Source organism: Alkaliphilus sp. B6464, assembly GCF_018141165.1.
Classification (GTDB): domain Bacteria; phylum Bacillota; class Clostridia; order Peptostreptococcales; family Natronincolaceae; genus Alkaliphilus_B.
This window is the reverse complement of sequence record NZ_CP058557.1, coordinates 1,039,334-1,054,273: the sequence shown is the minus strand read 5'-3', so window position 1 is coordinate 1,054,273 and position 14,940 is coordinate 1,039,334. Positions and strand designations below refer to the sequence as shown.

Genomic DNA, 14,940 nt, shown 5'->3' with positions numbered 1-14,940 from the left:
CTGTGGAAGACAGGCAATTGGAAAAAGTATTGAGTAAAAAGGACGTTTTAGCCCTTGCATTTGGTGCAATGATAGGGTGGGGCTGGGTAATCTTAGCAGGATTATGGATACAAAAAGCAGGTTCATTAGGTGCAGCCCTTGCATTTGGACTAGGTGGTATTATGATAGTATTTGTAGGCCTAACCTATGCAGAACTTACAGCTGCTATGCCACAATCTGGTGGGGCTCTTGTATTTAGTAATAAAGCCTTAGGTGTAAACATGTCCTTTATATGTACTTGGGCCATGATACTAGGTTATGTAGGGGTTGTTGCTTTTGAAGCAGTTGCTCTACCTAGTGTTGTAGAGTATCTAATACCTGGCTTTTTACAACGTCATATGTATACAATACATGGATTTGATGTATACGGCAGCTGGGTTGCAGTTGGAGTTATTAGCTCAATTGTTATTACAGCAATAAACTATCGTGGAACAAAAGATGCAGCTACCTTACAAGCGATTTTAACAGTAGTTATAGCAGTGTCAGGGATTGCATTAATGGGGGGTTCTACAGTAACTGGTAATTTAGCTAACACTAAGCCGTTTTTCGTAGATGGATGGAATGGAATAGTAGCTGTTGCTATTGCAACACCGTTTATGTTTATAGGTTTTGACGTAATTCCCCAGACAGCATCAGAGATTAATTTACCATTTAAGGATATTGGTAAGATGCTTATATTATCAATACTTATGTCAGTAGCATGGTATGTGATAATTATTCTGTCAGTATCCTATGTAATGAGTGAGCAACAATTATTATCATCTGTACTTGTAACAGCAGATGCAATGAAAATAGCATTTGGTAACAGTGACTTAGCAGCAAAGATTTTAATTATTGGAGGCTTAGCAGGTATTGTTTCTAGTTGGAATGCTTTTTTAATAGGAGGAAGTCGTGCAATGTATGCTCTGTCCCAAGCAAAAATGCTTCCAGAGTTTCTTGGTAAAATACATCCAAAGTACAATACTCCATCAAATGCAATTCTTTTAATAGGTGGTATTGCTAGTATAGCACCTTTCTTTGGAAGGAGTATGTTGGACTGGTTAGCCAATGCAGGTAGCTTTGGAATTGTTATTGCTTATGGTATAGTATCTATATCCTTTGTGGTTTTAAGAAAGAAAGATCCTAATATGCCTAGACCTTATAGGATAAAGAATTATAAGTTTGTAGGATATCTGGCTGTAATTCTATCTGGTGTAATGCTTCTATTATATATACCTGGACTAATTACTATTGAGTGGGTAATTATAGGAGGATGGGCACTATTAGGCTTAATATTTTTCATTACTTCAAAGAATAAATTTATTGATTTTGGAAAGATTCCAGAGCTTAAAAAATCAGAAAATTAAAAAAATAGATAATAACCAGCTATTCAAATATTTTCAAAGTAAAAATTTGGGCAGTGGATTAATAGTTAAAGGGGTTATTAAATATGATAAAAAACTTTGAAGAGTTAATAGAAACTGTTAAATTAGGAAAGCTACAAAAAATTTCTGTAGCAGTGGCGCAAGATAAAGATGTTTTATCCGCTGTTAATAATGCGCATAAAATTGGTATATCAGATTCAGTTTTAGTAGGTGATAAAGAAAAGATTGAAGAAATGGCTAAAGAAATTAATATGGATTTAAATAATTTTGAAGTTATAGACATTAAAGACAAATCGGAAGCTTGTGCACATGCTATTAAATTAGTAAATGAAGGCTATGCATCACTTCCTATGAAAGGCTTTGTGGAAACATCGGATATACTAAGAGCTGTATTGAATCCAGAATATGGTCTTAGGACAGGAAATTTAATTAGTCACGTTGGAGTATTAGAAGTAGCAGGATATAATAGATTATTTATTTTGAGTGATGCTGCTATGACAATAGCGCCCACATTAGAAGATAAAGTAGATATAATTAACAGCAGTGTTAAAATTGCACATGCTTTAGGAAATAGAAGTCCTAAGGTTGCTATACTATGTGCCGTTGAAAAGGTAAATCCTAAAATGCCTGCTACTTTAGATGCTGCAGAACTTACAAAGATGAATGAAGATGGTAGAATTGAAGGATGTTTAGTAAAAGGACCATTGGCTTTAGACAATGCAGTATCAATTGATGCTGCAAAACATAAAGGAATAGAACATCCTGTTGCAGGTAATGCTGATATTTTAATCGCACCAGATATAGAAGCTGGAAATATCCTAAATAAGTCTATAGAATATTTTGCTAAAGGTGAAAAAGCCGGTGTTATTATGGGTGCAAAGACACCGATTATTTTAACATCTAGAGCTAGCTCTGATATGTCAAAATTACACTCTATTGCTCTTGCTATATTAATTGTTCAAAAGCTCGGAAAGGAGTCAGCATAATATATGAAAAAATTATATACTTTTTTAATAATAAACCCTGGATCAACTTCAACAAAAATAGCTATATTTGAAAATGATAAAGAGGTGATGACAGAAACTATTAAACATTCTTCTGAAGAAATAAAAGACTTTGAGGCAATATACGATCAATTTGATTTCCGTAAAGATTTAATAATAAAAACATTAGAAGCTAAAAACATAGATTTTCCTAAATTTTCAGCTATTATAGGTCGCGGTGGTAATATGAAACCTGTAGTAGGCGGTACATACGAAGTTAATGAAGAGATGTTAAAGGATTTAAAGATAGGGGTTATGGGACAGCATGCTTCAAACTTAGGAGGAGGACTTGCCTACTCAATAGCTGAAGAATTAGGACTAAAAGCATATGTTGTTGATCCAGTTGTTGTAGATGAATTTGAACCACTAGCTAGAATATCAGGAACTCCGTTAATAGAAAGAAAGTCTAAAGATCATCCTTTAAACCAAAAGGCAGTGGCGAGGGCAGCAGCGGCAGAAATGGGAGGCAAATATGAAGATTATAATTTTATAATTGCTCATTTAGGTGGTGGTATATCTGTAGGAGTTCATCAAAAGGGTAGGTTAATAGATGTTAACAATGCTTTAAATGGGGATGGCCCTATGTCTCCAGAAAGATGTGGTGGTATACCTTTTGGTTCCCTTATTGATATATGTTTTTCAGGAAAATATAGTAAAGAAGAGATTACTAAGGAGCTAGTGGGCGGTGGTGGTTTAGCAGGGTATTTAGGAACAAATGACGGACGAGAAGTTTGTAAGCTTATTGAAAGTGGTGATGGGCATGCTAAGTTAATATACGAGGCTATGGCATATCAAATTTCAAAAGAAATAGGTGCAGCATCTGCCGTACTTAAAGGTAATGTAAGCTCTATTTTGTTAACAGGAGGACTTGCTCACGATAAACTACTTATGAGTTGGATTAAAGATAGAGTAGGTTTTCTTGCTCCTGTAAAAATATTTCCAGGAGAACATGAAATGGAAGCACTAGCTTCGGGAGTACTGCGAGTATTAGAAGGAAAAGAGTCCATTCAAACATATCCGAATACTTAAATTAAACATGTTCAAATCATTATGAGCTTAATATTTTTATAGTAATAGAGATATAAATTATATTTTTTAGGAAAGTATAAAATAAAAATAGTTTAAGAGGGGGATTTGAATTGAAACTAAAAGATGTTAATTTAACAAAGGAAGACATTAAAGCCTTGACCAATAAGTACATGATTGAAACTTATGAAAGATTTGACTTTGTTGCTGAAAAGGCAGATGGAATGTATTTATATGATGAAGAAGGAAATGCATACTTAGACTTCTATGGTGGTATTGCAGTAAATAGTGCAGGAAACCGTAATGAAAAGGTAGTAGCTGCTGTTAAAGATCAACTTGATGATATAATTCATACTTTTAACTATCCCTATACAATACCACAAGCTTTGCTTTCACAATTAATTTGTGAAGCTATAGGAATGGATAAAATCTTCTACCAAAGTACAGGAACTGAAGCAAATGAAGCTATGATTAAAATGGCAAGAAAGTATGGAACTGATAAATATGGACCTAACAAATATCATATTATAACAGCAAAAAGTAGTTTTCACGGTAGAACTTATGGAGCAATGTCAGCAACTGGTCAACCAGATAATGCTTGCCAGTTAGGATTTAAGCCTATGCTGCCTGGATTCTCATATGCTGATTTTAACGATGTAGAATCTTTTAGAAATCTAGTTACAGAAGATACAATTGCAATTATGTTTGAGCCAGTTCAAGGCGAAGGTGGGGTTAGACCTGCTACTCCAGAGTTTATTAAAGGAATTAAAGAACTTTGCGAAGAAAAAAATCTACTCTTGCTTTTTGATGAAATTCAGACTGGATGGTGCAGAACTGGTAATGTAATGGCATTTATGAGTTATGGAGTTAAACCAGATATAGTATCAATGGCTAAAGCAATGGGTGGAGGTATGCCAATTGGAGCTATATGTGCCACTAATGAAGTAGCACAAGTATTTTCAATGGGATCACATGGAACAACTTATGGTGGAAACCCTGTTTGTTGTGCTGCTGCTTATGCACAAATTAAAGAATTGCTGGATAGAAATTTGGCAGATAATGCAGCAGAAATAGGTGCATATTTCATGGAAAAACTAAAAAATCTACCTTATGTTAAAGATGTTAGAGGAAAAGGTCTATTAGTAGGAGTAGAATTTGATGGACTAAATAGTGCTGAAATTAAACGTAATTGCGTTGCTAGACGACTTCTTGTTACATCAATTGGCGCTAACGTAATCAGAATGGTTCCACCATTAATTTTAACAAAAGAACATTGTGATCAAGCTTTTGATATATTAAAAGAAGCAGTTGAAGCCGTTGCATTAGTTCCAGCAGAAGCCTAATATATAAAACTAAAATATAATATGTTTTAGCAAATAAAGTATACAATGACCTCTTTTACATTTTTATTAAATATGTAAAAAAGATTACAAATAAATGGTCAAAACCAAGTTGACAATATGGAAAATATATGTAATAATACATAAAAAGTGAGTATGCTTAAGCATTTATGTGTGAGCAGCATAGGGATTACTAAAGTCCTACACGAATGGCTATAACCCTTCGGAGTCACTCTTACGAGTGATTCTGAGGGGTTTTTTATTGTACAATAAAATATAAAATTTTTAGGGGGAGTATTGATGATTAGATTACTTACACAGGATGATAAAAAAATTATTCTGGAATATCTTCAAAGAAATGAGATTGAAACATCATTCTTATATGCAAATATTATTGAATTTGGTGTTGATAATATACAGGACATAAGAAGATGTGCAGATTACTATGGATTCTTTAATGGAGAGGGATTAAAAGGCATCTTACCTTTCTATAATCTTGGTAGTTGTATACCTCATTACGAACATACCGCTGCTGTGCCTTTATTTGCAGAAATTATGAAGGATAGAAAATTTGAATTTTTACTAGGCATGGAAAATGTCGTAAAGCCCTTATATGAAGAAATTAAAGATTATAAAGAAATTAATGGATATGATGAAAGTTCTTATTTTACAAACAGGAATTTTAAACCTTTTATATTGGGTGGAGTAGATTTTATAAATGTAGATGGAGTAAGTGGTGAAGATGTAGTTGATTTTATTTTAGATGGTCGTATAAATGGATTTAATCAGTTTTCAACGAGGGAAGACATAAGAAAAACCTTGATACAAAGAGGAGAAGAAGAGGAATTTATTATTGTAGAAAAGGACGGTAAAATGGTAGCACAAGCATGTGTGCAGACATATACACCACAAATTAACCAGATTGGCGGTGTATATACAATTAAAGAGGAAAGAGGTAAAGGTTACTGTAAAGCAATTGTATCTGAAATGTGTAGTAGAATTATTGCAAAAGGTAAGATGCCAACTCTTTCTGTCAAAAAGAATAATATACCTGCTGTCAAAGCCTATACTGCATTAGGGTTTCAGCACTATGATGATTACTTGATTATAAGGTGCAAGTAGGAGACTTTGTTAGTGGGTTGGTATAAAGTGGTATAAAAATAATGTGTGAAAGGATGAAAATATGTATGAGTAAGGATTTATCAAATTATATTTTAAATGAAAAGCAATTAAAAGATGGTAATCAGTTAATTTTAAGGAAACCTATAATAGAGGATGCCGAAAAGATTGTTGGGGAAATGGAATTGGCAGTGCAATGATGCAAGAATTAATAAGATTTGCAAAGGAATATGGTACAATAAGAAATATAAGTCTAGGTGTTAAGGCAAGCAACAAGAATGCAATTATACTGTATGAGAAATTTGGTTTTCAAAAAATTGGATTACACAAAAATTACTTTAATGTAAATGGTAGTTTTGATGATGAAATACTAATGGATTTATATATTTAATTATGAATATAGATATATAATTTTTTATATTGTAAAATAAAAAGGTCTATACAAATCTAGCAAAATCAATAATTTATAAAAACGCCTACACAAAAGGTTAAGCCCCTACAGACTCACTTTTACGAGTGATTCTGTAGGGGTTTTTATATTTCTGATAGAAGATTATGATTCTAGATTTTACACTATAATTCTCTAAAGATATTAAGATAATAGTTCACAGTAAATAAAGATAAAGAAATATATAAGAGGAAAATAAAATTATATAAAGAATAGTTATAATACATGACACATTTGAAATTATACTATATAAATAAGTCATTTGACTTAATTAAGTATACTTAAAATCAAGATAATAGAATATTTTTTGTAAGATTAAAAGTTAAATAGGAGATATGGAGGAGAACATATGAATGACATTATTATAAGAAAGTTAAGCAGTGATGAAAAGATCCCATATGATTTACTTCTTTTGGCAGATCCATCAATTGAAACAATTAATGACTATATATATAGGGGAAGCTGGTATGCTGCATATATTAATAATAATATTGTTGGAGCCTATGTAATGATAAGAACAAGACCATTAACTTTAGAACTTGTAAATATTGCAGTTGTTGAGGAATATCAAGGCAAAGGAATAGGCAAGAGATTAATATTTAATGCAATAGATATCGCAAAGAAAGATAAGGCAAAGGTTTTGGAAGTCGGAACAGGAAATTCCAGCATATCTCAACTAGCACTTTATCAAAAATGTGGATTTCGTATAGTTGGTATAGATAGAGATTTTTTTAAAAAGCATTATACAGATAAAATAATAGAAAATGGAATAGAATGTGTTGATATGATTAGGTTAAGTATAGATTTATAAATAATGCATTGGTTATGTATTGATATCTATTTTATAATTATTTAATTTGTAATATTTGTATATTGAGTTGTAAAATATTGTTCATTAATTTACTGAAAAGTTATCTGAAAGATATTAATTAACAATAATTTTATATTATGCAAAAGAACAGTAATTTTAAAGCAGACAAAAGAATAAATTTTATTGCACAATTTTATTATATTGTAAAAATAATTTTGCAGTGATTAAAGGAGAATTTGTTACAAACCTTCAGAGGCACACTTATTAGTGCTTTTGAAGGTTTTTTGTAAAAAAAGGAAATTTACTGATGCAGGAAATCATCACTAACGGTAGAATATATAATATTGTCGAAAATTATCGAAATCTTACAAAATGCTATTTTATATATTATGAAGAGGGGCTTATATATGAAGGATATTATTAGTGAGGAGCTAAGCAGCATGAATAGTATAGATAAGGCGAAACATTATAAGCAGATATATAAGGAGCTTAAGCTCATATTAGACAGTACTTATGATGAAATTGTTATTGCAGACGGAGAAGGAGTGATATTAAGAGTTAGTAAATCATGCCATAAAGTATTTGGCATACCTGAAGAAGAGATGATAGGTAAAAGTGCTAAAGAGTTAGAACAAAAAGGAATATTGTCTAAATCTACAGCGGTATATGTGTCACAACATAAAGAAAAGGTAACTCTTATTCAGACAACAAGAGCAGGAAGAAGACTAATGGTTACGGGTATACCAATGTTTGATGATAGTGGTAATTTAATAAGAATTATTAGCATTTCTAGAGACATTACTGAAATAGAAAATCTAAAGAAGCAGCTGAATGAAACTGAGGAAATGCTAGATTGGTATAGAAAAGAAATATTTAAGCAGCATACAAAAGACAAAAATATTATAATAGGAAAAAGTGCACCTATAAATGAAATAATGAAGCTTGTACATCAGATAGCAAGTGTTGACATTACAGTATTAATAACCGGAGATACAGGAGTAGGAAAAGGAGTATTAGCAAGACTGATCCATAGTGTGAGCAATAGGCGAGATAAGCCATTTATACAGGTCAATTGTGGCGCAATACCAGAGAGTCTTTTAGAGTCTGAGCTATTCGGCTATGTAGAAGGAGCTTTTACTGGTGCTAACAAAGGAGGAAAGAAAGGATTATTTGAAGCTGCGGAGGAAGGAACATTGTTTTTAGACGAGATAGGAGAGATACCACTGCATTTACAGGTAAAGTTATTACATGCAATAGAAGAAAGGATATTTTATAAACTAGGGAGTTCAAAGCCAATTAAATTCAATGCTAGAATCATATCTGCAACTAATAGAAACCTAGATGTACTTGTTAGTGAAGGTAAGTTTAGAGAAGATTTATTCTACAGATTAAATGTTGTTCCAATTCACATACCGCCTTTAAGAGAGCGAAAAGAGGACATTCCTATATTATCAAATTATTTTTTAGAAAAATTTAATGCTAAGTATAGTGTTTCGAAAAAAATCTCTTCTGAAGCATATAATTTCTTTATGTCAAATACATGGCATGGAAACATAAGAGAGCTTGAAAATACTATAGAAAGACTTATATTAACAACAACTGACGAAATAATAAGAAGTGAAAATATCGAGAACTTGCTTAAGGGTAATGTTTTAATAAGAATAGCAGATGATAATATAATGCCTTTAAAGCAAGCAAAAGAAGCTGTAGAAAAAAAGATCCTTAATAATGCACTCAAAAAATATAAAACTACAAGAAAGATGGCAGAAGTATTAGAGGTTGATCAATCCACAGTAGTTAAAAAGCTTAATAAGTATAATATCCGAGTATAACAATTGATGAAATATATCATCGAAATGATGAATATATTCATCAAAAATAAGATGATACTCTTATGATTTATAAAATTACATCACAGGGTCATGCGTTGACCCACTTTGAAGAATCTATTAAGATATGCTGATAGTGGCATAGTTCTTGCTTTATTTATGATAAAATGCAAAAAGTTGAAATGCTAAAAAACAAAAACGAAAAGGAGAGATATTTAAATGAAAAAGTCAGTAAGTATTCTTTTAGCTTTACTACTTGCCATATCACTTGTTTTAGTAGGATGTGGAAGTAAAACTGGGGCACCAGCGGGGAACAACGAACAGCAGGAAGATACTTTAAAAGTAGCACTGCTTATCAACGGAAGCTTAGGAGATAAGTCTTTCTTTGATTCTGCCGATAATGGAATGAAGCTATTAAAAGAAAAATATGGTGATAAAGTTGAAACTAAGACTATAGAAATGGGTAAAGATCTTACAAAATGGGAGCCAACTTTACAAGATGTATCAGAGCAGGATTGGGATATTATTATAGTAGGAACATGGCAAATGTCTGAGCCGTTAAGCAATATTGCACCCCAATATCCAGATAAAAAGTATATAATTTTCGATACAGAGGTTGATTATAGTACTGGAGATTTCTCAAATGTGTACTCAGTACTTTATAAACAAAATGAAGTTGCTTTTTTAGCGGGGGCACTAGCATCTAAGGTAACAACATCAGATATGCCTCTTGCCAATGAACAAAAACTTATTGGATTTTTAGGTGGAGTAGATGTACCTGTTGTTAATGACTTTCTTGTAGGGTATATTGAAGGAGCTCAATATGTAAATGAAGATGTTAAAGTTGCGCTTTCTTATGTAGGTGCTTTCTCAGATTCTGCAAAGGCTAAAGAAATGTCACTTGCTCAGTATAACCAAGGAGTAGATATAGCATTTAATGTTGCTGGACAAGGTGGATTAGGACAGATTGATGCTGCTAAAGAGACTAATAATTATGTTATTGGTGTAGATTCTGACCAAGCTCATCTGTTTAAAGATAGTGATATAGATAAAGCAAAACTTATAACTACATCTGCATTAAAAAGAGTAGATAACTCTATTGTAAGAGCTGTAGAAATGTATAAAGAAGGAACATTAAAGTTTGGAGAAACTGAGGTTACAGGTTTCAAAGAAGAGTGTGTTGGATTAGCTGAAAATGAAATATATACTGAAGTAGTGCCAGAAGAAATTAGAAAAGAGTTATCAGAAATAAAAGAAAAGCTTATAAATGGTGAGATCAAAGTTAAAACAGCTATGGGAATGAGTACCGAAGAACTTAATCAAATAAGAGATTCTGTAAGACCATAGGTGAGTAGTAGTAATAAGGTACACTTGGAGTGTACCTTATTTACTAGTGGAAGCATGAGAGGGGAGAATATAATATAATGCATGAAGATATATTAAGAGCAGAAAATCTTACAAAAATATATCCAAATGGGATTGTAGCAAACCAAGGTGTAAATTTTTCGCTTAAGCGAGGGGAAATACATGCTTTAGTGGGAGAAAACGGTGCTGGTAAGTCTACTTTGATGAAGATGCTATTTGGTCTTGAGACACCTCAGGAAGGTAGCATATATCTTAAAGGAAAAAAGATAGAGCTTACCTCACCTAAAATTGCTATAGATAATGGAATAGGAATGGTACACCAGCACTTTATGTTAGTTCCATCCCTTACAGTGGCAGAAAATATAGTACTAGGAATACAGCCTACAAAGGGAATACTAGTGGACAATGAAAAATCTATTAGTATGATAGAAGAGCTTTCTAAAAAATATAACTTAAAAGTAGATCCTAATGCATTAGTAGCAGACATACCAGTAGGTGTTAAACAGAAGGTTGAGATATTAAAGGCACTTATAAGGGGTGCAGAAATACTTATTTTAGATGAGCCTACTGCGGTACTTACGCCACAGGAGACTGAAGAGCTGTTTCAGGAGCTAGTACTTTTGAAAGAAAATGGACATACTATTGTATTTATATCACATAAGTTAAATGAAATAAAAAGACTTTGTGACAGGCTTACTGTAATGCGAAATGGTAGAAGTATGGGAGTATTTAAGGTAAAGGATGTAACAGAAGAAGATATTTCAAAGTTAATGGTAGGAAGAGATGTTATTTTAACAGTTAATAAGGAGAAGTGCAGTCCTAAAGAAGTTGTATTGGATGTTAAAAATCTAAAGTATATAAATGATATAGGAAAAGCTACAGTAAATGGCGTATCATTTAATTTAAGAAGTGGAGAAATATTAGGCATAGCAGGAGTAGAGGGCAATGGCCAAGGAGAGCTTGTAGAGATCATAACCGGACTAAAAAAGGCGACAAAAGGAGATATAACTATACTTGGACAGAATATATCTAATATGAGTATTAAAAATATTAGAGATCTCGGAACCTCCCATGTGCCACAGGATAGAATGACACATGGTGTTGCAGGAGATGTAAGTATAGAGCAGAACCTGATATCAGATAAATATGCTTCTTCAGAGCTTACAGGCAGAATACTTCTTAAAATGAATAAAATTAAAGAGCTTTCAAAGGAGTTAGTAAAAGAATATAAGATTAAATGTAATTCTCCAAATCAAATTGTAAAAATGCTATCTGGAGGAAATATACAGAAGGTTGTTGTGGCAAGAGAATTTTCTAAGAACCCTAAATTACTTATTGTAGATCAGCCTACGAGAGGTATAGATGTTGGTGCTACAGAATTTATAAGAAAAAAAATAGTAGAGCTTAGAGATAATGGGAGCAGTATATTTCTTGTATCTGCTGACTTAAATGAAGTACTAGAGCTTAGCGATAGTCTTATAGTTATGTATGGAGGAGAAATAGTAGCATATTTTGAAGATGCTTCAAAAGTTACTGAAGAAGAGCTAGGACTATATATGCTTGGTATTAAAAGACAATCCTTGGAAGAAGTAAGGAGGGGAGTTCATGAATAAAAACACACATTTTGAGTTGATAAGAACTATCCTAGGAATATTTATTTCACTAGCCATAGCAATTTTGATAATTTTTGCAATAAGTAATGAACCAACAGTAGCATTGAAGGCATTCTTAACAGGTCCTTTAAAATCAGTGAGACATTTTGGTAACGTACTTGAAGCTACCATACCTCTAATTTTCACAGGTTTAGCCATAAGTATTATGTTTCAAGCAAAACAATTTAACTTAGGAGCTGAGGGTTCTTTCTTTATAGGTTCCATTGCAGCAACAGTTATTGCTATTAAATTCACACTCCCATTTGGAATTCATCCAGCAGTTGCTATAATAATTGGTGGGATAGTAGGAGGTATTGTCTGTCTATTGCCTGCTGTACTTAAAACTAAATGGAATGCTCACGAATTTGTATCATCACTTATGTTAAATTATATAGTGTTTTATATAGGAATGTTTGTAATCAATTATTATCTTAGAGATGTAAATGCAGGCGCTATGGTTTCGCAGAAGTTTCAGGAAACCGCAGTACTTGGGACAATAGTTCCAAAGACTAGAATACACTGGGGAATAATTGTAGCTATAGGTATGATAATATTTTGCTACTATTTCTTGTATAAAACAAGATGGGGCTACGAGATAAGAATGGTTGGGCAAAATAAAGAGTTTGCTGAGTATTCAGGGATTAACGCAGTAAAGGTAATATTATATTCACAGGCTATAGGAGGTTTTATAGCTGGAATGGGAGGCTCCATAGAAGTATTAGGAATGTATACGAGATTTTCATGGTCAGCTTCTCCAGGGTATGGATGGGATGGTGTTATAGTTTCTATTTTAGCTAGAAGAAATCCAGCACTGATACCTATTTCAGCCTTTTTTCTAGCATATCTTAGAACAGGTGCTGATATAATGTCTAGAATGTCAGATGTTCAAAGTGAAGTTGTAGCAGTTATTCAAGGAATAATGATATTACTAATTGCAGCAGAAAGATTTTTAGCACATTGGAAGAATAAAAAAATATACAGTGAAGCCAAAAGCACTATTGTGGATAACACTGAAAATGTAGTAGTAAAGGGGGATATATAATATGAATGCATTACTTGAAACAATTTTTACAGCTAGTTTTGGATATGCTGTATTGAGAGTAACAACCCCTATACTTTTTGCTGCTCTTGCAGCACAGATATCTAAAAAAGCTGGAGTAGATAATATTGCCCTTGAAGGTACTATGCTTACATCTGCCCTTACTGGAGTAATAGTTAGCGCGTATACTAATAGTGCCTGGATTGGACTTTTAGGAGCTGTATTAGCAGGAATAGCAATTGCCATGATTCTAGCTTACTCTTCCTTAAAGCTTAATACTAACATTATTTTATCAGGTATAGCATTGAACTTAATGGCAAGTGGAGGGACAGTATTTGTTCTTTACCTAGTTGCTCACGACAAGGGGATATCTTCATCCCTAAAGAGTCATGTACTTCCAAAGATAACACTTCCTATTATAGACAAAATACCAGTAATAGGAACTATTTTATCTGGCCATAATGTTTTAACTTATTTTTCATTAATAGCAGTCGTATTAATATACTTCCTTATATACAGAATGCCTATAGGCTATAAGATAAGAGCAGTAGGCGAGAATAAAGACGCAGCTGATTCAGTAGGCATAAATGTGGTAAAGATTCAATACATTGCGTTACTAATAAGTGGCGCATTAGCAGGATTAGGTGGAGCATATATGTCTATGGGATATGTTTCATGGTTTTCTACAAATATGACATCAGGAAGAGGATTTATAGCATTAGCGGCTGAGGCCATGGGTGGAGGCACTCCATTTGGAATACTTATAGCGTCTTTATTCTTTGGGCTTGCCGATGCATTATCCAATTCTATTCAGGTAATAAGAATACCGTCAGAATTTATACAAGCAATACCCTATGTATCAACAATCATTGGACTAATAGTTTACTCTTCTAATCAAACGTCCAAAGTAAATAAACTAAAAGGCAAGCATATAAACTAATACTTAGTTCAGAGGGAGTTTTTACTCCCACTGAACGCAAAGTTGTGTTATCCGGGGACTATGCAATTGCTATGTTACACTTAAAAAGTGGAAGGTTTGGAATTGTAAGTCATCGGACAAAAAAGAAACTGTGAATTAGAAATGTGAAATCTAAATATTAAGAGGAGGAATTAACATGAGTATTCATATAGGAGCAAAAAAAGGAGATATAGCTGAAACTATTCTATTACCGGGAGATCCATTAAGAGCTAAATATATAGCTGAGAACTTTTTAGAAGATGCAGTATGTTATAACGAAGTAAGAGGAATGTACGGGTATACAGGAACATATAAAGGCAAAAGAGTATCTGTTCAAGGAACAGGTATGGGAATACCTTCAATATCTATATATGTAAATGAATTAATACAAAGTTATGATGTAAAAAATCTAATAAGAATTGGTACATGTGGCTCAATGCAGGAAGATATAAAAGTTAGAGATGTTGTATTAGCAATGAGCGCGTCCACTAACTCTGGTGCAAATAAAGTTAGATTTAGTGGACTTGATTATGCACCTACAGCCAATTTTGAACTTCTTAATAAAGCACATGGTATTTCAAAAGACCTAGGTATGAATGTAAAAGTAGGAAATGTACTTACAAGTGATTTATTTTATGGGGACAATCCAGATGCATGGAAAATGTGGGCAAAATATGGAACATTAGTTGTTGAAATGGAAACAGCCGAATTATATACAGTAGCAGCTAAGTATAATGCAAAAGCATTATCAATTTTAACAGTGAGTGACAGTATTATAACAAAAGAGCTTACAACAGCTCAAGAAAGACAAGAAACCTTTAACAATATGGTTGAGATAGCTTTAAAAACAGCATTAGAATAGAAAATTGATATATTAGTAAAATTAATGCTGTTACATATTGGGGGA

14 protein-coding genes are annotated in these 14,940 nt (G+C 32.8%); all 14 read left to right on the top strand.

What is annotated here, in order from left to right:
• Window positions 1–2: 2 nt before the first annotated feature.
• Window positions 3–1,385, top strand: coding sequence for an APC family permease (locus HYG84_RS05075; RefSeq protein ID WP_212381038.1), 1,383 nt, complete (start codon window positions 3–5; stop codon window positions 1,383–1,385).
• Window positions 1,386–1,468: 83 nt separating this feature from the next.
• A complete protein-coding gene (locus tag HYG84_RS05070; RefSeq protein WP_212381037.1) occupies window positions 1,469–2,389 on the top strand; it encodes a phosphate butyryltransferase in 921 nt (306 codons plus the stop codon).
• A 3-nt stretch (window positions 2,390–2,392) separates the two neighbouring features.
• The gene (gene buk / locus HYG84_RS05065) at window positions 2,393–3,475 is read left to right on the top strand and encodes a butyrate kinase (protein ID WP_212381036.1); all 1,083 of its coding nucleotides are present in this window, start codon (window positions 2,393–2,395) and stop codon (window positions 3,473–3,475) included.
• A gap of 110 nt (window positions 3,476–3,585) precedes the next feature.
• The gene (locus tag HYG84_RS05060; protein ID WP_212381035.1) at window positions 3,586–4,815 is read left to right on the top strand and encodes an aspartate aminotransferase family protein; all 1,230 of its coding nucleotides are present in this window, start codon (window positions 3,586–3,588) and stop codon (window positions 4,813–4,815) included.
• 297 nt (window positions 4,816–5,112) lie between these two features.
• Entirely contained in the window at window positions 5,113–5,934 is an 822-nt protein-coding gene (locus tag HYG84_RS05055; RefSeq protein WP_212381034.1) for a GNAT family N-acetyltransferase, read from the top strand.
• Between the two features lie 65 nt (window positions 5,935–5,999).
• Window positions 6,000–6,131, top strand: a complete 132-nt coding sequence (locus HYG84_RS20500; RefSeq protein WP_256442578.1) for a hypothetical protein — start codon at window positions 6,000–6,002, stop codon at window positions 6,129–6,131.
• Window positions 6,128–6,322 carry a GNAT family N-acetyltransferase gene (locus HYG84_RS05050; RefSeq protein ID WP_212381033.1) on the top strand — a complete coding sequence of 65 codons (195 nt, stop codon included), beginning with the start codon at window positions 6,128–6,130 and terminating at the stop codon, window positions 6,320–6,322. Before HYG84_RS20500 ends, HYG84_RS05050 begins: the two co-directional genes overlap by 4 nt.
• Before the next feature lie 406 nt (window positions 6,323–6,728).
• Complete coding sequence (locus HYG84_RS05045; protein ID WP_212381032.1) at window positions 6,729–7,190, top strand: GNAT family N-acetyltransferase; 462 nt, start codon at window positions 6,729–6,731, stop codon at window positions 7,188–7,190.
• Window positions 7,191–7,597: 407 nt separating this feature from the next.
• Window positions 7,598–9,022 carry a sigma-54 interaction domain-containing protein gene (locus HYG84_RS05040; protein ID WP_212381031.1) on the top strand — a complete coding sequence of 475 codons (1,425 nt, stop codon included), beginning with the start codon at window positions 7,598–7,600 and terminating at the stop codon, window positions 9,020–9,022.
• A 216-nt stretch (window positions 9,023–9,238) separates the two neighbouring features.
• A complete protein-coding gene (locus HYG84_RS05035) occupies window positions 9,239–10,366 on the top strand; it encodes a BMP family ABC transporter substrate-binding protein (protein ID WP_212381030.1) in 1,128 nt (375 codons plus the stop codon).
• A gap of 77 nt (window positions 10,367–10,443) precedes the next feature.
• Window positions 10,444–11,997: an ABC transporter ATP-binding protein gene (locus tag HYG84_RS05030; RefSeq protein ID WP_212381029.1), complete on the top strand. Its 1,554-nt coding sequence runs from the start codon at window positions 10,444–10,446 to the stop codon at window positions 11,995–11,997.
• Window positions 11,990–13,078, top strand: coding sequence for an ABC transporter permease (locus HYG84_RS05025; protein ID WP_212381028.1), 1,089 nt, complete (start codon window positions 11,990–11,992; stop codon window positions 13,076–13,078). Before HYG84_RS05030 ends, HYG84_RS05025 begins: the two co-directional genes overlap by 8 nt.
• Window position 13,079: 1 nt before the next feature.
• Window positions 13,080–14,015, top strand: coding sequence for an ABC transporter permease (locus HYG84_RS05020; protein WP_212381027.1), 936 nt, complete (start codon window positions 13,080–13,082; stop codon window positions 14,013–14,015).
• A gap of 175 nt (window positions 14,016–14,190) precedes the next feature.
• On the top strand, window positions 14,191–14,895 hold the full coding sequence (deoD, locus tag HYG84_RS05015; RefSeq protein ID WP_212381026.1) for a purine-nucleoside phosphorylase: 705 nt from the start codon (window positions 14,191–14,193) through the stop codon (window positions 14,893–14,895).
• Window positions 14,896–14,940 lie beyond the last annotated feature (45 nt).